Raw genomic sequence first — 19,443 nt, forward strand, 5'->3', positions numbered from 1 at the left:
GTACACGGGGTGGGGACGGACGGGCCAGGGAACGGCCTCGTACCAGGTTACCGAGTGCGGGACGTGCCCTTGTACCCCGTACGGGGGAGGCGCCCGCCACCCTCGCCCGGACCGCGGGCGCCGGGCTCAGCCGCGGATCGACCAGCCCCGTTCCTGGAGGGCCGCGCCGAGGACCGGGGCGGCGCTGGGCTCGACCGTGATCTGGACGAGACCCGCCTGCTGGCCGGTGGCGTGCTCGATGCGGACGTCCTCGATGTTGACCCCGGCCCGCCCGGCGTCGGCGAAGATCGCGGCCAGCTCGCCCGGCTTGTCGCCGATGAGGACGGCGACGGTCTCGTACGCGGTGGGGGCGGCGCCGTGCTTGCCGGGGACCCGGACGCGGCCGGCGTTGCCGCGCCGCAGGACGTCCTCGATGGCGTGGGTGCCCGCGCTCCGCCGGTCCGCGTCGGCGGAGCCGAGCCCGCGCAGCGCGGTCACGGTCTCCTCCAGGTCGGCGGCGACCCCGGCGAGCACGTCGGCGACCGGGCCGGGGTTGGCGGAGAGGATCTCCACCCACATCCGGGGGTCGGAGGCGGCGATCCGGGTGACATCGCGGATGCCCTGGCCGCACAGGCGTACGGCGGTCTCGTCGGCCTCCTCCAGCCGGGCGGCGACCATCGAGGAGATCAGCTGCGGGGTGTGCGAGACGAGGGCGACGGCCCGGTCGTGGGCGTCGGCGTCCATGACGACGGGGACGGCCCGGCACAGGGCGACCAGCTCCAGCGCGAGGTTGAGCACCTCGGTGTCGGTCTCCCGGGTCGGGGTGAGGACCCAGGGGCGCCCCTCGAAGAGGTCGGCGGTGGCGGCCAGCGGACCGGACCGCTCCTTGCCCGCCATCGGATGCGTACCGATGTACGGGGTGAGGTCGAGGCCGAGCGCCTCCAGCTCGCGGCGCGGGCCGCCCTTGACGCTGGCGACGTCCAGGTAGCCGCGGGCCACCCCGTCGCGCATGGCGGTGGCGAGGACGGCGGCGGTGTGCGCGGGCGGCACGGCGACGACGACGAGGTCGACCGGGCCGGCGGGCGGCTCCTCGGTCCCGGCGCCGAGGGCGGCGGCGGTGCGGGCCGACTCGGGGTCGTGGTCGACGAGGTGCACCTGGATGCCCCGGCCGGACAGTGCGAGGGCGGCGGAGGTGCCGACGAGCCCGGTTCCGATGACGAGGGCGGTTCTCACTGGGCGATGTCCTTGCGCAGGGCGGCGGTGGCGCCGAGGTAGACGTGGCTGATCTCGGCGCGCGAGAGGTAGGTCTCGACATGCACGAGGATACGGACGACCCGGGGCATCGCCCCGTCGATGTCCAGCTCCTGGGCGCAGATCAGGGGTACGTCGACGATCCCGAGGCCGCGCGCGGCGGCGGCCGGGAAGTCGCTGCGCAGGTCCGGGGTGGCGGTGAACCAGATGCTGATCAGGTCGTCGGCGACGAGTTCGTTGCGTTCCAGGACGGCGGTCAGCAGCTCGCCGACCCGCTCGTCCATGTGCCCGGCCTCGTCCCGCTCCAGCTGGACGGCGCCCCGGACCGCTCGTACCGCCACGTCGCACTCCTCGTTCTTCGCCGCTCATCGGTGCCCGGGCCCGGCGCCTTCCGGCGCGGTCCGCTGCTCTCCTCAGCCTAGATCGGCCGCGCCGGACGTGATCACGGTGTTCCGTCCGTGAGACGGGCGGTGGCGTGCACGGCCAGGAGCATCCGCCAGATCCGGGCGGCGAGCAGGGCGGGGGTGGCGCTGGTCCGCCCGTGCACCCAGTCGGCGAGGACCCCGGTGAAGAGTGCCGCCACGGCGCTCGCCGTGAGGTCCTGGCCCGGATCCGCCGGTCGCCGGGTGCGCAGTTCACCGAGACTGCGCTGCCGGAGTCGGGCGTGCAGCAGTTCACCGAGCGGGCCGCCGCCGCCCTCCCTCAGCAGACTCCGGTAGACGGGCGCGCGGGCCTCGATCTCCACGAGCAGCGCGCCGAGCGGGGCGGGTGGGGCGTCCGGTCCCGGGGGCGCGCCGTCCCAGGCGTGCAGCGCGTCGACGGCCCGGGTGACGGTCTCGGCGCAGGCGTCCACGGCGAGGGCGTGCAGGTCGTCGTAGTGCAGGTAGAACGTGGCCCGGCCGACCCCGGCGCCCCGGGCCACCTGGGCGACGCCGACCCGGTCGAGCGGCCGTTCCTCACAGGCGGCGAGCAGGGCGGCGCGGAGCCTGGCCCTGGTCCGCGCCGTGCGCGGATCGGCGCTGCCGTCCGTGACCGCGGGCCCCATCGGCCTCAGCCCGCCACGAGGACGAGAACGAGCGCGAGCGCGGCGGGCCCGGCCTGGACGAAGAGGATCTTCCGGCTCACGGTGACGGCCCCGTAGACGCCGGCCACGATCAGGCAGAGAAGGAAGAAGATCTGGATCTGGTGCCGGACCGGATCGCTCGCGAAGAGGCTCCAGATCAGCCCGGCGGCCATGAACCCGTTGTAGAGGCCCTGGTTGGCGGCGAGCGTGGCGCTCTCTCGGGAGAAGGCGGCGGTCGTACCGAAGGCCTTGCGGCCGCGTTCGGTGTCCCAGAGGAACATCTCCAGGATCAGGAAGGAGACGTGGATGGCGGCGACCAGCGCCACCAGAACCTGAGCTGCGACCTGCATGACGAACGTCCTTCCTGGATTTCCTGGACAACTGTACAGGAAATCTGTGCGCCCGGTTGCTTCGACCGGCGTCCTTCCGCCGTCACCATGGCCAGCACCCGCCCGCACCGCCCCGTCACCGAAGGAGAGCTCTCATGAACGCACGGCGAAGGACGGTGCTGGCCGCGGGTGCGGCGGGCGCCGCCGCCCTGGCCACCGGCTGCGGATCCTCCGACGGGGACGGCGGCGACGACGCGAGCCCGACGCCGAGCGCCCCGGGGGACGCCACGGGCGGGGCGGAGCTGGCCAGGACCGGGGACATCCCGGTCGGCGGCGGCACGATCTTCAAGGAGCAGAAGATCGTGGTGACGCAGCCGACGGAGGGCGACTTCAAGGCGTTCTCCGCGGTCTGCACCCATGCGAGCTGTCTCGTCTCGACGGTGAGCGACGGCACCATCAACTGCCCTTGTCACGGCAGCAAGTTCAGCATCACGGACGCGGCGGTCGAGGCCGGCCCGGCGACCCGGCCGCTGCCCGCCGAGGAGATCAGCGTCTCGGGCGGGGCGATCCGGCTGGGCTGAGGGGGACCCGGAATCCCGGAGGCGCCGTGGCCCGCTCCCCCGTACGCTCGCGGCCATGATCTCCGCCACCGACGAGGCACTCGTACGCGACCACACGGTCTACGCCTGTGTGATGGGTTCGCGCGCGTTCGGACTGGCCACGGAGGACAGCGACACCGACCGGCGGGGTGTGTTCCTCGCGCCCACGGAGCTGTTCTGGCGGTTCGAGAAGCCGCCGACGCATGTCGACGGGCCCGCGCCGGAGCAGTTCTCCTGGGAGTTGGAGCGCTTCTGCGAGCTGGCGCTCCGGGCCAATCCGAATGTGCTGGAGTGCCTGCACTCCCCGTTGGTGGAGTCCGTGGACGGCACCGGGCGGGAGCTGCTGGCGGTGCGCGGGGCGTTCCTGTCGCGGCTCGCGCACGGCACGTTCGTCCGGTACGCGCTGGGCCAGCGGCGAAAGCTGGAGGCGGACGTACGGGTGCACGGGGCGCCGCGCTGGAAGCACGCGATGCATCTCCTGCGGCTGCTGGCGAGCAGCCGGGACCTGCTGCGCACGGGCGAGCTGCGCATCGACGTCGGCGATGCCCGGGAGGAGCTGCTGGCGGTGAAGCGGGGCGAGGTGCCCTGGGCGGAGGTGGAGCGCCGGATGGACCGCCTCGGCGAGGAGAACGACGAGGCGGCGGCCCGCTCCCCGCTGCCGGCGGAGCCGGACCGGGCGGCCGTGGAGGACTTCCTCGTCCGGACCCGGCGGGCCTCGGCGCGCGCCGAGGCCCCTGACGGGCTCAGAGTGTCCGGGGACCGCCCGCCTCGGCCGTGAGCTCGGCCAGCTTCTGGAACTCGCCCAGGTCGTAGTTGGCCAGCGTGGAGTCGAGGTTGGTCAGCGCCCCGAGGCGCTCGATGAAGCCCTGGGGGTCGTACTCGATCTGCAGCGCGACGCGGCTCGACGTGTCGTCGAGGCGGTGGAAGGTGACCACCCCCGCGTGGTGGACCCCTTCGACCGTCTTCCAGGCGATGCGGTCCTCGGGGACCACCTCGGTGAGTTCGGCGACGAAGTTCTTGTCCGCGCCGGGCAGCGAGAGCTGCCAGGCGAAGCGCCGCTCGTCGATCGGATCGACGCGCTGGACGTGGCTCAGGAACCGCGGCCACTGGGTGACATCGCTCCACAGGGACCAGGTGACGGCCACCGGGGCCTTGATGTCGACGGTCTCGACGAGTGAGGAGGACACGGATACCACCAGGCCTTCGTACGGGAACGGGTTCCGCCCTCTCGTACCCCCTCCCCCGCCGCTCAGGCGTCCCAGAGTGCCGCCAGGGACAGCAGGTCGCTGCGGTACTCGATGCGCTCGGACCACTCCTTGGGCCAGGCCGCCGCGCCCAGGTGCGCCCCGGCCAGCGCGCCGGTCAGGCAGGCGATGGAGTCGGAGTCGCCGCGAGTGCAGGCGGCTCGGCGCAGGGCGGTGACGGGCTCCTCGGGGAAGAGCAGGAAGCAGTGCAGGGCGGTGGCGAGGGCCTCCTCGGCGATCCAGCCGTCGCCGGTCCGCTCGCACGGGTCGGTCTCCGGCGACGGGTCGCGCAGGGCGTCCCGGACGGTCTCCAGGGCCGCCAGGCACTCGTCCCAGCCGCGCTGGATGTACGCCTGCGGGGTGGCGTCGCCCGCGTGGTGCCAGAGGTTGCCGAGCCAGCGGGTGTGGTACCGGCCCCGGTTCTCCAGGGCGTAGCTGCGCAACTGGCCGATCAGGCCGAGGGGTTCGGCGCCCTGGGCGAGCAGGAACACCGCGCGGGCCAGCAGGTCGGAGGCGGCCAGGGCGGTGGGGTGGCCGTGGGTGAGGGCGGCCTGGAGCTGGGCGGCGCCGGCCCGCTGCTCCTCGCTGAGGCCGGGGACCAGGCCGACGGGGGCGACCCGCATGTTGGCGCCGCAGCCCTTGGAGTCCGTCTGGCTGGCCTCCTGCCAGATCCGGGTGTGTTCGAGCAGCCGGCAGGCGGTGAGGCAGGTGTTGCCGGGGGCGCGGTTGTTGTCCGGCGCGTGGTACCAGGCGACGAACTCGGCGCTGACCGGGCCCGCCATCCGTTCGGGGGTGAGCAGCCCGCGGTCCATGGCGGTACGGATGCCCCGGCCCAGCGCGATCGTCATCTGGGTGTCGTCGGAGACGACGGCGGGGTCCAGGAGGGGCATGTGCCGCCAGGGGCCGAACTTGGAGAGGATGGAGGGCACGTCGTTGAACTCGGTGGGGAAGCCGAGCGCGTCGCCGAGGGCGAGCCCGGTCAGGACGCCGGTCGCGGCCTGCTTGGTCAGGGGTGGGATGGCGAGAGTCATCGGTCGTGTCCTTCCGTTGCGGAGGAGGAGGAGACGTCGGTGCGCGGCGGGCGCAGGAGCGGCGGGTGCAGGGCGGTGGCGTCGCCCGCCCGGTAGAGGGCGGCGGGTTTGCCCCGGCCGCCGGTGCGGCGCGGCGGGCCGCCGACCGGCTGGACGAAGCCCGGCGCGCTCAGCACCTTGCGCCGGAAGTTGGGCCGGTCCAGTTCGACGCCCCAGACGGTCTCGTAGACCTGCTGGAGCTCGCCTAGGGTGAATTCGGCGGGGCAGAACGCGGTGGCCAGGCAGCTGTACTCGAGCTTGGCGCCGATCCGGTCGCGGGCGTCGGCGAGGATCGTGTCGTGGTCGAAGGCGAGGGGTCCGGCCGCGTCCGCTTCCCACCACCGGGCGCTCGCCGCATCGCCACCGCCGCGCGGTTCGGGGAGGTCCGGCAGGAGGGCGGCGTAGGCGACGGAGACGACCCGCATCCTCGGGTCGCGGTCCGGGGCGGTGTAGGTGCGCAGCTGTTCGAGGTGGAGCCCGCCGACGGTGTCCGGGCCGAGGCCGGTCTCCTCGGCCAGTTCGCGGCGGGCGGCGTCGCCCGCGGACTCGCGGGGCAGCAGGAAGCCGCCGGGCAGCGCCCAGCGGCCCCGGAAGGGCTCCTGGCCGCGTTCGACGAGCAGGACGTGCAGCCGGGCCTCGCGGACGGTGAAGACCGCGAGGTCGACAGTGACCGCGAACGGGGCGTAGGCGTGCGGGTCGTAGCCCTCGGGGGCGGGGGTGGTCATCGTTTCTCCGGGAGGGGTGCGGCGAAGTCCCAACCGGTGGCCAGGAGTTCGTCGACGGCGGCGACGGCTGCGGCGAGCCGCGTCTCGGGCGGTCCGGTCATCTCGATGAACCGCCGTCCGGTACGGGTGAGTTCGGCGCGGAAGCGGTCGGTCATCCAGGGGCGCAGCTCCTCGCCGTCGCGCAGCCCGTCGTCCTCGAAGGCGACGCCCTCGTGGTCGGTGAGCAGCCAGAGGTGGTGGTCGACCCGGTCGGCGATCTCCTCGACGAGGGGGTTGCGGCCGCCGACGTACCGCTCGTGCCAGACGGTGGTGGCGAAGGAGTCGGTGTCGCAGAAGAGCACCGGGGACCCGGCGCGGGCGGCGGCCTCCTCGCGGTCGTTCTGGGTCCGCGCGATGAGCGGGAAGTCGCCGGAGGTGAAGGTGACGTCCTCCCAGGCGGCCCCGGGCCACCGTCCGCGCAGGTCGGCGAGCTTGTCCTCGCTGTACTCGCGCCCGTACTCGGCGACGTACCCCGTACGCGCCCACACCCCGCCGCGCGCCCGGTAGTGGGCGGCGAGCGCCCGGGCGAGGGTGGTGGTGCCGGTGGACTCCGCGCCGAGGACGACGACACGGCGGGCGAGGGCGGCCCGTACGGGCGGCTGGAGGAAGTCCCAGCAGCCGACGGGGTCCTTGCGCACGGCGGTGCCGGAGACCGGGAAGAGGGTGCGGTCGGGATCGACGAGCAGGGAGTCCGCGCGGAAGCGGCGGCCCAGCTCCTCCCCGTACGCCTCCGAGGTGAAGACCACGTCCACGCGCTCGGGCACGGCCGCCCTGAAGACGGCCATGTGCGCGTCCCAGACCGCCGGGTCGTTGACATCCATGTGCGTGTCGTCGACCGCGCCCACCACCGTGACGTCCGGGTGGATCTCGCGCATCCAGGCGACCCGGTCCGCGAGCGGGACGGACTCCACGGAGGCCGCGCAGACCAGCACGGTCAGCCGTTCGCAGCGGTCCTGGGCGGTCCGGACGAGGTGGTGGTGGCCGGCGTGCGGCGGGTAGAACTTGCCGAGCACCAGGCCGTGTTCGTAGCGCTTCACGCGGCAGCCACCTCCACCGGACGCGAGGTGCGGGCGGTCAGGTCGCGGTGCCAGTTGCGCAGGCCGACCAGGCAGAGCGCGAGGAACCCGGCGTACAGCAGCGAGGTCAGATACAGCCCCTTGTGGGCGTAGAGCGGGATGTAGACCACGTCGGCGGCGATCCACAGCCACCAGGACTCCAGCCGCTTCCGGCACTGTCCGTACGTCGCCATCAGCGAGAGCGAGGTCGTCAGGGCGTCCCAGAACGGGACGGTGGAGTCGGTGGCCCGGGACAGCAGCAGCGTGATCGCTGCGGTCCCCACCACCCCCGCCGCGAGCAGCCAGACCCATTCGGTGCGGGTCGTCCTGCGCACCGGCAGGACCGAGGTCCCTGGTCCACCCCCGTGGGTCCAGGTCCACCAGCCGTACGCGGCGAGGGTGATGAAGACGATCTGGAGGCCGGCGTCGGCGTACAGACCGGCCTGGGTGAACAGCAGGATGAAGAAGAGGTTGTTGGCGATGCCGATCGGCCAGTTGGCGATGTGCTGGCGGGCCACGAGCCAGACGCAGAGCGCCCCGCTGCCGAAGCCCAGCACCTCGGTCCAGCTGACCGGGGTGTCCAGGACCGTCACCAGGGGCTGCTGCAGGGGATCGAGTATCTCCGCGAGGCTCACGGGCCCGCCTCCTTCTTAATAGTCACTCTGACTATAAAGGGTGGGCGGGGACAGCGAAAGGCCCGCGGCCGGTTCTGTTCGAACTCTCCGAACAGCTACCGGCCGCGGGCCTTGACGGTGAGCTCTAGAGACCGACCTCGCGCATCAGCATGCCGACCTCGGTGTTGGTGAGGCGGCGCAGCCAGCCGGACTTCTGGTCGCCCAGCGGGATCGGCCCGAAGGACGTCCGCACGAGCCGCTCGACCGGGAAGCCGGCCTCGGCCAGCATCCGGCGCACGATGTGCTTGCGGCCCTCGTGGAGGGTCACCTCGACCAGGTAGTTCTTGCCGGTGTTCTCGACGACGCGGAAGTGGTCGGCGCGGGCGTAGCCGTCCTCCAGCTGGATGCCGTCCTTCAGCCGCTTGCCGAGGTCGCGCGGCAGCGGGCCCTGGATGGCGGCCAGGTAGGTCTTCTTCACGCCGTACTTGGGGTGCGTGAGGCGGTGGGCCAGCTCACCGTGGTTGGTGAGCATGATGATGCCCTCCGTCTCGGTGTCGAGCCGGCCGACGTGGAACAGCCGCGTCTCGCGGTTGGTCACGTAGTCGCCGAGGCACTGGCGGCCGTCCGGGTCCTCCATCGAGGAGACGACGCCTGCGGGCTTGTTCAGCGCGAAGAAGAGATACGACTGGGCGGCGACGGTGAGGCCGTCGACCTTGATCTCGTCCTTGTGCACGTCGACGCGCATGCCCTGCTCGACGACGATCTCGCCGTTGACCTCGACGCGCGCCTGCTCGATCAGCTCCTCGCACGCGCGGCGCGAGCCCATGCCGGCCCGGGCGAGGACCTTCTGCAGCCGCTCGCCCTCCTGCTCGGCGCCCGGGTGGGTCTTGGGCAGCTTGATGTCGGGCTTGTTCGCGTACCGGTCGCGGTTGCGCTGCTCGATCTTGGCGTCCAGCTCACGGGGGCGCGAGGGGGAGCCGCCGCGCCGGAAGCCGCCGCCGCTGCCGCCCTGCGCGGACTTCGGGCCGCCCTTGGCGCCGCCGCGGGCCGCCGTGCCACGGCCCTTGCGGGGGCCGTCCTGGCCGCCCCGGGCGCCGGGGGCGTCGTTGCCGACGTCGTAGCGGCGCTCCTCCGGGCGGGGACGGCGGGGGCGCTGGTCCTGCTGCTCGTCGCGCCCGCCCTGGAAGCCCTGACGGCCGCCCTGACCGCCGGAACGCCCGCTCTGGCCGCTGCCGCCGCGTCCGCCGCCACCCTGGCCGCCGGAGCGTCCGCCCTGGCCGCCGCCCGGGCCCTGGCGGAAGGCTCCGCCGCCGCTGCGGCCGCCCTGGCCGCGACCGCCGCCGCCCTGACCGCCGGGGCGACCGCCCTGGCCGCCGCTCCGGCCGCCCTGACCGCCGCTGCCGCTTCCGCTGTTCCTGCCACTGCTTCGCATCAAAATTCCGTCTTGTCGTCTGCGTGAGTATCCGGGGTGTCCGGTGCGTCCGGATCGAACGACGGCACACCCTCTAGCGTCTCAGCCTCGATCGCGTCCGCCTCCGGGAGGAAGGGCGCGAGCTCCGGGAGCTCGTCCAGGCCGCGCAGGCCCATTCGCTCCAGAAAGTAGTTCGTCGTCCTGTACAGGATCGCACCTGTTTCGGGTTCCGCGCCCGCCTCGGCCACCAGGCCCCTCTGGAGGAGGGTCCGCATGACACCGTCGCAGTTGACTCCGCGCACCGCCGAGACCCGCGAGCGGCTCACCGGCTGCCGGTACGCGACGACCGCCAGGGTCTCCAGCGCGGCCTGGGTGAGCCGGGCGTGCTGGCCGTCCAGGACGAAGCCCTCCACGGCCGCCGCGTACTCGGGCCGGGTGTAGAACCGCCAGCCGCCCGCCACGAGCCTCAGGTCGAAGCCCCGGCGCTGCACGGTGTACTCGTCGGCCAGCTCCCGCAGCGCGTCCGCCACGGCCCTGCGGGACCGCTGGAGCACCTTGGCGAGGTGGTCGACGGTCGCGGGCTCGTCGACGACCATGAGGACCGCCTCCAGGGCGGGCTTGAGGTCGAGCGAGGCGACCGCGCCCCCGTCCCGCTCCTGATCCGGCTGCTCGCTCATTCCCGTACGCCCTCCTCGTCCGTGCCGCCGTTCAGCTCCTGGTCGAACTCGTCCGTCACCACCGGCTCCGCGCCCTCCCCGCCGCACCAGGCCACCAGCAGGTCGCCCAGCGCCTCCTCCTGGTCGAGGGTGACGGCCTTCTCGCGGTACAGCTCGAGCAGGGCCAGGAACCGGGCCACCACGGTCAGGGTGTCCGGGGCGTCCTCGGTCAGCGTGCGGAAGCTCACCGCCGCCCCGGCCGCCCGCAGCCGTTCCACCACCAGGCCCGCCTGCTCCCGGACGCTGACCAGGGGGGCGTGGATGTGGTCCACGTACACCTGGGGCTTCGGCTTCGGCTGCATCGCCTTCACCGCCAGCTTCGCGAAGCCCTCGGGCCCGATGCTGATGACCACCTCGGGCAGCAGCTCGGCGTGCTGGTCCTCCAGGCCGACCGTACGCGGGTGGCGGCGGGCCTCCGACTCCAGGCGGCCCTGGAAGATCTCGGCGATCTGCTTGTACGCGCGGTACTGGAGCAGCCGCGCGAAGAGCAGGTCCCGCGCCTCCAGGAGCGCGAGGTCCGCCTCGTCCTCGACCTCGGCGGCGGGCAGCAGCCGGGCGGCCTTCAGGTCGAGGAGGGTGGCGGCGACGACGAGGAACTCGGTGGTCTGGTCGAGGTCCCAGTCGGGGCCCATGGCGCGGATGTACGCCATGAACTCGTCGGTGACCTTGGAGAGGGCGACCTCGGTCACATCCAGCTTGTGCTTGGAGATGAGCTGGAGGAGGAGGTCGAAGGGGCCCTCGAAGTTCACGAGGCGGACGGTGAACCGCTTGTCGTCGGGCTCGGGCGCGCGCTCCGGCCCGGCCGTTTCCGTGGGCTCCGGCTCGGCCGTGGGCTCCGGTACGGCTTCCGGCTCGGGTACCGACTGCGGCTCGGGTACGGGCTCGGGCTCGGCTACCGGTACGGAAACGGGCTCCGGCTCCGGCTCCGGGAACGCCGCCACGCCCGGTCCCCGGCCCAGGGCGCGGCGGCGCGGGGCTGCGGGGTCGTCGGGCGTGGGCATGGAGGTCCAGGGGTGGGGCGGCGGCGGTGGCGGGTCCTGCGGGGCAGGCTACCCGTGCCGCGCCGTTCAGCGGCCGCGCAGCCGCCGTACGAGGATGCTCGCGTCGCCCCGGGACTCCAGGTCGGCGAGGACCACCGCCACCGCCTCACGGACGATACGGCCCCGGTCGACGGCGAGGCCGTGTTCGCCGCGCAGGACGAGCCGGGCGTGTTCGAGGTCCATCAGCTCCTCGGCGGAGACGTAGACCGTGATCTTCTCGTCGTGGCGTTCCCGGCCGCTGGGGCGGCGGTTCGCGCCGCGTGCGCCGCCGCGCCGGCGCTGGGGCTGGACCGCCGGCTGCTGCTCGGCCGGGGCCGAGGCGGCGGAGCGCTCACCGGCGGCCTTGGCGGACGGGGCTCGCTCGCCCTCGCCGCCACGACCGCGCGCGTCGCCGCCGTCGGCGTCGGCCGCGGAGTGCTCCTCACGGTCGGCGGACGACGGGGCCTGGCCGGAGGGATCGCTCTCCCCGGCGGGTGCGGGCACCCGCGGCTCGCCGTTCGCCTTGCGCCGCCGCTCCGCGGGGGAGGACGGCTGGAGGCCCATCCCGCCTCCGGTGGTACGGAACAGTTCGTCGGCCCCCGGCAGACTCACTCGGCGTGACACCGGGCGAGCACCTCCCTGGCGAGCTGGCGATAGGCGGCGGCGCCGACCGAGTTGGAGGCGTAGGTGGTGATGGGCTCACCGGCGACCGTGGTCTCCGGGAAGCGGACCGTGCGCCCGATGACCGTGTGGTAAACGTGCTCGTCGAAGGCTTCGACGACGCGCGCCAGGACCTCGCGGCTGTGCACCGTACGGGAGTCGTACATGGTGGCGAGGATGCCGTCGAGCTCCAGCTCCGGGTTGAGCCGCTCTTGGACCTTCTCGATGGTCTCGGTGAGCAGCGCCACCCCGCGCAGTGCGAAGAACTCGCACTCCAGCGGCACTATGACCTTGTGAGCGGCCGTCAGGGCGTTCACGGTGAGCAGACCGAGCGAGGGCTGGCAGTCGATCACGATGTAGTCGTAGTCGGCCATCAGCGGCTTCAGGGCGCGCTGGAGCGTGGACTCGCGGGCCACCTCGCTGACGAGCTGCACCTCGGCCGCGGAGAGGTCGATGTTGCTGGGCAGCAGGTCCATGTTGGGGACCGCGGTCTTGAGCAGGACGTCGTCGGCCGCCATGCCCCGCTCCATGAGCAGGTTGTAGACGGTGAGGTCCAGCTCCATCGGGTTGACCCCGAGGCCGACGGAGAGCGCGCCCTGCGGGTCGAAGTCGACGAGCAGGACCCGGCGTCCGTACTCCGCGAGGGCGGCACCCAGGTTGATGGTCGACGTGGTCTTGCCGACGCCGCCCTTCTGGTTGCACATCGCGATGATCTTCGCGGGGCCGTGGTCGGTCAGGGGACCCGGGATCGGGAAGTACGGCAGGGGCCGTCCGGTCGGGCCGATGCGCTCGCGGCGCTGACGCGCGGCGTCGGGCGCGAGGGTGGCCGCGTACTCCGGATCGGGCTCGTACTCGGCGTCGGGGTCGTAGAAGTGCCCCTCGGGCACCTCGGCGAAGTCGGCGAAGCGGTCGGTGTCCCGGCTGCTCTCGTTGCCGGCCGTGGCGTTCACGTGTGGGCCGTCCATCATCTGGGGGGCTGTCGTCATGTGCTGTTGGGTGGCGAAGGTGCGGACCGCGACGGAGCCGACAGCTTCGAGCCCGGTCGGGCTCAGACCCCGTACAGGCATCCCTGGTTGACCACCCCCAGGAGTAATTGTCGACTCATTCACAAGTCGTCTTACCTCCTTGGACGTGACCAGGAAACTTATCGATAGGTCAGCGTGGCACCATGCCGACGATTGGCGACTCTATGGCGTGTCACCGGTCCGCAGCAACACAATCCGCCGGACCCGGCCCGATGTGTCGGCAATCGAACGCCTCGCTGTCAAGGGTGCACAGCGACCAAGCCGCACATTTCACCGCTGCACGAAACGGGTAAAGGGTTATGTTCGGCGCGAGTTGCGCAAGGGCCCCACAGGGCCCGATACGCGTCCGGCCGGACCTTGCGCGGCAAGGTCCGGCCGGAGTCGGGATGTTGACGAAGTCGGTTGACCCGTCAGCCGAGGAGCGTGCTCAGCTCGACGTGCGGGAGACCGTGCGCCTCGGCCACCTCGCGGTAAACCACCCGTCCCTCATGGGTGTTGAGGCCCTTGGCCAGCGCGGCGTCGCGGCGCAGGGCGTCGGCCCAGCCACGGTTGGCGAGCTCCACGATGTAGGGAAGCGTCGCGTTGGTGAGCGCGTAGGTGGAGGTGTTCGGGACCGCGCCGGGCATGTTGGCGACGCAGTAGAAGACCGAGTCGTGGACCAGGAAGGTCGGCTCCGCGTGGGTCGTCGGACGCGAGTCCTCGAAGCAGCCACCCTGATCGATTGCAATGTCGACAAGTACACTTCCGGGCTTCATCTTGGCGACGAGCTCGTTGGTGACCAGCTTCGGGGCCTTGGCTCCGGGGATCAGCACGGCGCCGATGACGAGGTCGGCCTCGACGACGGCCTTCTCCAGCTCGAAGGCGTTGGAGACGACGGTCTTCACCTTGGTGCCGAAGATCTTGTCGGCCTCGCGGAGCTTGTTGATGTCGCGGTCGAGCAGCGTGACGTGGAAGCCGAGGCCCACGGCGATCTGGGTGGCGTTCCAGCCCGAGACACCGCCACCGATGACGACGGCCTCGCCGGCGTGGGTGCCGGGGACACCGCCGGGGAGCACGCCGCGGCCGCCGACCGAGCGCATCAGGTGGTACGCGCCCACCTGCGGGGCGAGGCGGCCCGCGACCTCGGACATCGGGGCGAGCAGCGGGAGCGCGCGGCCTGCGGTCTCGACCGTCTCGTAGGCGATGGCGGTGGTGCCGGAGGCCAGCAGCGCGTCGGTGCACTCGCGGGAGGCGGCGAGGTGCAGGTAGGTGAAGAGCGTCTGGTCCTTGCGGAGGCGGTGGTACTCCTCGGCGACCGGCTCCTTGACCTTGAGCAGCAGGTCGGCGGCGGCCCAGACCTCGTCGGCGGTGGCCAGGATCTGCGCACCGGCGGCGACGTACTCGGCGTCGGGGATGGACGAGCCGACACCGGCGTCGTGCTCGATGACGACCTGGTGGCCGTGGCGGACGAGCTCATGCACTCCGGCGGGGGTGATCGCCACCCGGAACTCGTTGTTCTTGACTTCGCGGGGGATGCCGACCTTCACGTCGATCACGGTCCTTGGCTCGGAGGGTTACCCGGGCACAACGGTGCACACCCGGACATATACAGCATAAATGGAGACGCCACGGAGGGACGCGGCAGAGCCAGTCTAATGAAGGACTTCGCGCTGTCTAGCCTTACAAAGCTTTAATTTTCTGTCGAAGCACTACGGATTTCGTAGGCTGAGACCTCCTCGCCCAGCAATCTGTCGGCTGCGCCCCGGTGCAACCGGGCCGCCGCGGGATCCCCGAGCCGGTCCAGCGTGTCCGCCAGCCGGAGCTGGAGCGCGGCCTGAAGCCGCACGTCACCGGCGCTCCGGGCCAGCTCGACGGCCTCCCGGCAGGTCTGGAGCGAGTCGTGCGGCCGGCCCGCGTACTCCTGGACCCGGGCCGCCTCGCTGAGCGAGCGCGCCTGGGCAGCCGGGTCGCCGAGCCTGCGGTGGCCGGAGGCGGCGGCGCGCCAGTTCCGCAGGGCCTCGCCGTACCGCCCGGCGTACGTGTGGACCGCCCCGAGCCGTCCGTAGAGCCGGGCCTCGTCGGCCCGCTCCCCCTGGGTGAGCCGCTGGGAGAGCGCCCGGCCGTACCAGTCGGCGGCCCGGTGGTAGTCCCCCAGCTCCTCGTACGCGCCGCCTACGGATTCCATGGCGCGGCCGGTGGCGTACAGGTCCTTCGCGGCCTTTCCGGCGTCCAGCGCGGCCCGGTAGCGGGTCAGCGCCTCCCGGGTGCGGCCGGTGCGGGCGTCCAGGTCGGCGAGGTTGAGCAGGGCGGCCGCCTGTTCGCGGGGCAGCTCGCGGCGGCGCGCCACGTCCAGGACGAGACCGTGCAGCCCGTACAGCTCGGGGGCGGCCTCCTCGGTTCCCCGGTGCGCGGCCAGCGCCCGCACCAGGGCCGCCACCAGGCGTCGTGCCAGGGTGTCCAGCTCGCCGTCGGCCACGGCGAGCCGGGCCGAGGCGAGCAGGGCGGGCTGGCGGACCCGCAGCCAGGCGCCCGCCTCCTCGGCGTTCGGGAAGCGCAGCGAGCGGGGCAGTCCGGCGACCTTGCCGCGGGCACTGGACCCCTCGGGCTCCGCGATCGCATGGCAGGCCTGGAGCCGGCGCACGGTCCGCTCCAGCATCCGGGCGCGGGCGAGCTGGATCTCGGCCGGGCGGTCCCGGTCCTCCAGGAGCGCCCGCAGCAGCGGGGCGAGGCAGCCGGGCACCGCGTACTGGGGGTGGGCCGCGCCGTCCGTCCGCAGCAGCCCGAGCTTCACGAAGTCGTCGAGGGTGGCGCGGGCGGCGGAGACCGAGCAGCCGGCCAGCGCGGAGGCGGTGTGGGCGTCGGCCAGTCCGGCGGGGGCGAGAGCCAGCAGACGCAGTATCCGGGCGGCGGTCTGCGGCAGGGAGTCGTGGACGAGGCGGAAGGCGCGGGCCAGCGGGCGGGCGCCGACGGGCTGCTGCTCATCGGGGTCGGGCAGCTCGTGCAGCTGCCCCGCGACATCGGCGACCGAGGCCATGGGGTTCGCGGCGAGCAGGCCGCCCACCAGGGCGAGCGCCGCGGGCTGTCCCCCGCACTCCTCGGCCAGCTGCTCCGCGGTGCGGGGGTCGACGGTGATGCGGACCTGGCCGATGGCGCGGGCCAGCAGCCGCACCGCCGCGCCCTTCTCCAGTCCGCCGAGGGTGCAGGGGCGTACGTCGGGGATGCCGGTCAGCGGCCCGGTCGCGGTGGCGAGGACCAGGCAGTCGGGGTTCTCCGGGAGCAGCGGGTCGACCTGTTCGGCGTCGGCCGCGTCGTCGAGGACCAGGACGAGGCGGCGCCCGGCCAGGGCCTCGCGGACCAGCTCGGACAGCTCGTCCTGGTCGGCGCCGGGCGGGACCGCGATCCCGAGGAGGCCGAGGATCTCGCCTGCGGTGCGTTCGGTGGGGACCCGCTCGCCGTCGGGGTCGGTGAGACCGGCCCGGAGCACCCCGTCGGGATAGTCGCCGGAGCCCGTGCCCGCGACGGCCCAGGGCAGGGCGCCCGTGGCGGCCCGGGCGGCCTCGGCGGCGTCGGTTCCGGTGAGCGCCCCGGCCAGCTCCTCGGCGAGTGCGCTGCGGCCGGAGCCGGGGCGGCCCGCGATGAGCAGGACCCGGGCGCGGGGGGCCTTGCGGCCGGCCAGGGTGTCCAGTCCCGCGCGCTCGATGTCCGCCCTGAGATCCTTCAACTCCCGTTCGCGGCCGAAGAATCGGGGTGGGGTCGCGCCGGACGGCTCCTCGGCCCCCGGGGCCTTCACCGGGCCGCTGGTGTCCACCGCCTGATCGGTCACGAGCCACGCTCCACTTCGCTGCACGCGATGCCCGCCGGAACTCCGGTCGGGCGCGGTTCGAGCGTAGTTCAGCGGCAGGGGCGATCACTGCGGAGCGAGGCGGGACCGCCCCCGATATCCCCCGATCGGATCAGCATCTCGTATGACCGATCAGGGGCGGAGCGGGGCCGGACGGACTGTCAGGCCTCGAAGGGCCGGGCCGGCCACGGCGCTTCGGCGGGGCGCAGCGCGTCGGCGCCGTCGCCCGCGCGGACGGCGGTGAGCGCGAGCACCCCGACGACCAGGCAGTTGTTGTGCAGGTCCCCCGCGATGACCGAGCGGACCAGCTCGTCCAGCGGCACCCGGGCCTGCTCCATGTCGGCCTCCTCCTCGGCGACCGCGTACCGCTCGCCCTCCGCCTCGGAGAGATCCCGGGCCAGGAAGATCCGCACCGCCTCGTCGCAGCCGCCGGGCGTGGTGTAGACGTCGGTCAGCACCCGCCAGTCCTCGGCCTTGACGTGCGCCTCCTCGTACAGCTCGCGCTGGGCGGCGTGCAGGGGGTTCTCGCCCGGGATGTCGAGCAGTCCGGCCGGGATCTCCCAGAGCCGGTGGCGGACCGGGTGGCGGTACTGGCGCAGCACGAGGACCCGGTCCTCGTCGTCGATCGCGAGGACGGCGACGGAGCCCGGGTGGACCTGGTAGTCACGGCCGTGGACGGAGCCGTCGGGCATCACCACCTGGTCGGTGCGGACGCTGGTCTTGTTGCCGGTGAAGGGGGTCACCGTGCCGGTGACCTGCCACTCCTCGGGCGTGTCCTGGATACCCACTGCGTCCTCCCACGTACCACGAACAAAACGAGAAACCGGGGCACGGATCCGTCAAGGATCCGTACCCCGGTCAACCGTAATGCCTCGGGACTACTCGGCCGCGCCGGTCTTGCGCGCGACGGCGGCCTTCACCAGACCCGCGAAGAGCGGGTGCGGGCGGGTCGGGCGCGAGCGCAGCTCCGGGTGCGCCTGGGTGGCGACCAGGTAGGGGTGGACCTCGCGCGGGTACTCGACGTACTCGACGAGCTTGTTGTCCGGAGAGGTGCCGGAGAAGACCAGTCCGGCCTTCTTCTCCAGCTCGGCGCGGTAGCCGTTGTTGACCTCGTAGCGGTGGCGGTGGCGCTCCTCGACGTACGGCTCGCCCGCGTAGGCCTCCCGCACGACGGAGCCCTCGGCGAGCTTGGCCGGGTAGAGGCCGAGCCGCATGGTGCCGCCGAGGTCGCCCGCGCCCTCGACGTAGGCGAGCTGCTCCTCCATCGTCGAGATGACGGGGTGGGAGGTGGCGGCGTCGAACTCGGTGGAGTTGGCGTCGGGGATCTCGGCGAGGTTGCGCGCCGCCTCGATCACGATGCACTGGAGGCCGAGGCAGAGGCCGAGCAGCGGGACCTTGTTCTCACGGGCGTAGCGGATGGCGCCGACCTTGCCGTCGACGCCGCGCTCGCCGAAGCCGCCCGGGATGAGAATCGCGTCCACGTCACCGAGGTGCTCGGCCGCTCCGGCGGCGGTGCGGCAGTCGTCGGAGGTGACCCACTTGACCTTGACCCGGGCCTTGTTGGCGAAGCCGCCGGCACGGATCGCCTCGGTGACCGAGAGGTAGGCGTCGGGCAGGTCGATGTACTTGCCGACCAGGGCGACGGTGACCTCGTGGTCGGGGTTGTGGACCCGGTCCAGCAGGTCGTCCCAGGTGGTCCAGTCGACGTCGCGGAACGGCAGGTCGAGCTTGCGCACGACGTAGGCGTCCAGGCCCTCGGTGTGCAGCACCTTGGGGATGTCGTAGATCGACTTGGCGTCGATGGCGGCGACCACGGCGGCCTCGTCGACGTCGCACATCAGCGAGATCTTGCGCTTGATGGCGGTGGGGACCTCGCGGTCGGCGCGCAGGACGATGGCGTCCGGCTGGATACCGATGTTGCGCAGGGCGGCGACCGAGTGCTGGGTGGGCTTGGTCTTCAGCTCGCCGGAGGGACCGATGTAGGGCAGCAGCGAGATGTGCACGACGAAGACGTTGTCGCGGCCGACCTCGTGGCGGACCTGGCGGACGGTCTCCAGGAACGGCAGCGACTCGATGTCGCCGACCGTGCCGCCGACCTCGGTGATGACGACGTCCACGTCGTCGGTGGCCATGCGGCGGATGCGGTGCTTGATCTCGTTGGTGATGTGCGGGATGACCTGGACGGTGTCGCCCAGGTACTCGCCGCGCCGCTCCTTGGCGATGACCTGGGAGTAGACCTGGCCGGTCGTCACGTTGGCGGAGCCGTCGAGGTCGACGTCGAGGAAGCGCTCGTAGTGGCCGATGTCCAGGTCGGTCTCGGCGCCGTCGTTGGTGACGAACACCTCACCGTGCTGGAACGGGTTCATCGTGCCGGGGTCGACGTTGAGGTAGGGGTCGAGCTTCTGCATGGTGACCCGCAGGCCCCGTGCCTTGAGCAGGGCACCCAGGCTGGAGGCAGTCAGACCCTTGCCGAGGGAGGAGGCGACACCCCCGGTGACGAAGATGTGCTTGGTCGTCGTGGATGTGGGCTGCATAGCCAAAGGGGGCTCCCGTGGTCGCGGTTCTGAGGTGCGAACGGCAGCCGAACCGGGGATTCCGGGGGTGCCGTCGCTGCGGTTCGGGGGCCTCGTCCGCTGTCAGAGACGACCACCGTCCACGGGCTACCAGGGTAACAGCGACGGCGGGAGGCTGCTTCCGGCCACACCCTGCACAGAGACCTCACACCATCACCTCAGGCATTTCACGTCCCACCCGATCAGCTCAGAGATCTTGCGGACACCGTCGCGCGGATCTTCATCGTGCGTCGTATCCTGCTCAAACACTC

20 protein-coding genes are annotated in these 19,443 nt (G+C 72.5%); 2 read left to right on the forward strand and 18 right to left on the reverse strand.

The genetic code is table 11. The features are described from left to right. Window positions 1–126: 126 nt before the first annotated feature. The 4 genes from WQO_RS06605 to WQO_RS06620 form a co-directional block, all read right to left on the reverse strand. The gene (locus WQO_RS06605; protein WP_010056957.1) at window positions 127–1,212 is read right to left on the reverse strand and encodes a prephenate dehydrogenase; all 1,086 of its coding nucleotides are present in this window, start codon (window positions 1,210–1,212) and stop codon (window positions 127–129) included. Then, window positions 1,209–1,571: a chorismate mutase gene (aroH, locus tag WQO_RS06610; protein ID WP_010056956.1), complete on the reverse strand. Its 363-nt coding sequence runs from the start codon at window positions 1,569–1,571 to the stop codon at window positions 1,209–1,211. Before aroH ends, WQO_RS06605 begins: the two co-directional genes overlap by 4 nt. A 101-nt stretch (window positions 1,572–1,672) precedes the next feature. Then, window positions 1,673–2,275 (reverse strand): TetR/AcrR family transcriptional regulator, encoded by a 603-nt coding sequence (locus tag WQO_RS06615; protein WP_010056955.1) that lies wholly within the window; start codon window positions 2,273–2,275, stop codon window positions 1,673–1,675. Between the two features lie 5 nt (window positions 2,276–2,280). Then, window positions 2,281–2,643: a DUF1304 domain-containing protein gene (locus WQO_RS06620; protein ID WP_010056954.1), complete on the reverse strand. Its 363-nt coding sequence runs from the start codon at window positions 2,641–2,643 to the stop codon at window positions 2,281–2,283. 134 nt (window positions 2,644–2,777) lie between these two features. Between WQO_RS06620 and WQO_RS06625 the strand changes: the two genes are divergently transcribed. Beyond that, window positions 2,778–3,203 (forward strand): Rieske (2Fe-2S) protein, encoded by a 426-nt coding sequence (locus WQO_RS06625; RefSeq protein WP_058953892.1) that lies wholly within the window; start codon window positions 2,778–2,780, stop codon window positions 3,201–3,203. Window positions 3,204–3,258: 55 nt separating this feature from the next. Continuing rightward, window positions 3,259–3,999: a nucleotidyltransferase domain-containing protein gene (locus tag WQO_RS06630; RefSeq protein WP_010056952.1), complete on the forward strand. Its 741-nt coding sequence runs from the start codon at window positions 3,259–3,261 to the stop codon at window positions 3,997–3,999. Here the strand turns inward: WQO_RS06630 and WQO_RS06635 are convergent. The 14 genes from WQO_RS06635 to WQO_RS06700 all read right to left on the reverse strand — a co-directional run bounded on the left by WQO_RS06635 (window position 3,965) and on the right by WQO_RS06700 (window position 19,153). Further along, on the reverse strand, window positions 3,965–4,408 hold the full coding sequence (locus WQO_RS06635) for an SRPBCC family protein (protein ID WP_029181953.1): 444 nt from the start codon (window positions 4,406–4,408) through the stop codon (window positions 3,965–3,967). The genes WQO_RS06630 and WQO_RS06635 overlap by 35 nt on opposite strands. 62 nt (window positions 4,409–4,470) lie before the next feature. Further along, on the reverse strand, window positions 4,471–5,496 hold the full coding sequence (locus WQO_RS06640) for an ADP-ribosylglycohydrolase family protein (RefSeq protein ID WP_010056948.1): 1,026 nt from the start codon (window positions 5,494–5,496) through the stop codon (window positions 4,471–4,473). Continuing rightward, complete coding sequence (locus tag WQO_RS06645) at window positions 5,493–6,260, reverse strand: NUDIX hydrolase (RefSeq protein ID WP_058953893.1); 768 nt, start codon at window positions 6,258–6,260, stop codon at window positions 5,493–5,495. The genes WQO_RS06640 and WQO_RS06645 overlap by 4 nt, the downstream gene beginning before the upstream one ends. Further along, window positions 6,257–7,336: an AAA family ATPase gene (locus tag WQO_RS06650; protein ID WP_010056945.1), complete on the reverse strand. Its 1,080-nt coding sequence runs from the start codon at window positions 7,334–7,336 to the stop codon at window positions 6,257–6,259. Before WQO_RS06650 ends, WQO_RS06645 begins: the two co-directional genes overlap by 4 nt. Beyond that, a complete protein-coding gene (pnuC, locus tag WQO_RS06655; RefSeq protein ID WP_010056944.1) occupies window positions 7,333–7,989 on the reverse strand; it encodes a nicotinamide riboside transporter PnuC in 657 nt (218 codons plus the stop codon). The genes WQO_RS06650 and pnuC overlap by 4 nt, the downstream gene beginning before the upstream one ends. A gap of 124 nt (window positions 7,990–8,113) precedes the next feature. Further along, window positions 8,114–9,400: a pseudouridine synthase gene (locus WQO_RS06660; RefSeq protein ID WP_010056943.1), complete on the reverse strand. Its 1,287-nt coding sequence runs from the start codon at window positions 9,398–9,400 to the stop codon at window positions 8,114–8,116. Next, window positions 9,400–10,056, reverse strand: a complete 657-nt coding sequence (scpB, locus tag WQO_RS06665; protein ID WP_010056942.1) for an SMC-Scp complex subunit ScpB — start codon at window positions 10,054–10,056, stop codon at window positions 9,400–9,402. The genes WQO_RS06660 and scpB overlap by 1 nt, the downstream gene beginning before the upstream one ends. Further along, window positions 10,053–11,096 carry a segregation/condensation protein A gene (locus WQO_RS06670; RefSeq protein ID WP_058953894.1) on the reverse strand — a complete coding sequence of 348 codons (1,044 nt, stop codon included), beginning with the start codon at window positions 11,094–11,096 and terminating at the stop codon, window positions 10,053–10,055. Before WQO_RS06670 ends, scpB begins: the two co-directional genes overlap by 4 nt. A 66-nt stretch (window positions 11,097–11,162) precedes the next feature. Further along, the gene (locus WQO_RS06675) at window positions 11,163–11,726 is read right to left on the reverse strand and encodes a hypothetical protein (protein WP_010056939.1); all 564 of its coding nucleotides are present in this window, start codon (window positions 11,724–11,726) and stop codon (window positions 11,163–11,165) included. Then, entirely contained in the window at window positions 11,723–12,841 is a 1,119-nt protein-coding gene (locus WQO_RS06680; RefSeq protein WP_010056937.1) for a ParA family protein, read from the reverse strand. The genes WQO_RS06675 and WQO_RS06680 overlap by 4 nt, the downstream gene beginning before the upstream one ends. A gap of 368 nt (window positions 12,842–13,209) precedes the next feature. Next, window positions 13,210–14,325: an alanine dehydrogenase gene (gene ald / locus WQO_RS06685; protein WP_010056935.1), complete on the reverse strand. Its 1,116-nt coding sequence runs from the start codon at window positions 14,323–14,325 to the stop codon at window positions 13,210–13,212. A gap of 143 nt (window positions 14,326–14,468) precedes the next feature. After that, complete coding sequence (locus WQO_RS06690) at window positions 14,469–16,601, reverse strand: ATP-binding protein (RefSeq protein WP_010056933.1); 2,133 nt, start codon at window positions 16,599–16,601, stop codon at window positions 14,469–14,471. A 179-nt stretch (window positions 16,602–16,780) separates the two neighbouring features. Further along, on the reverse strand, window positions 16,781–17,407 hold the full coding sequence (locus tag WQO_RS06695) for an NUDIX domain-containing protein (protein WP_010056932.1): 627 nt from the start codon (window positions 17,405–17,407) through the stop codon (window positions 16,781–16,783). Between the two features lie 90 nt (window positions 17,408–17,497). Then, a complete protein-coding gene (locus WQO_RS06700) occupies window positions 17,498–19,153 on the reverse strand; it encodes a CTP synthase (protein ID WP_010056931.1) in 1,656 nt (551 codons plus the stop codon). Window positions 19,154–19,443: the final 290 nt, after the last annotated feature.

It is taken from the genome of Streptomyces globisporus C-1027 (genome assembly GCF_000261345.2).
GTDB lineage: Bacteria > Actinomycetota > Actinomycetes > Streptomycetales > Streptomycetaceae > Streptomyces > Streptomyces pakalii.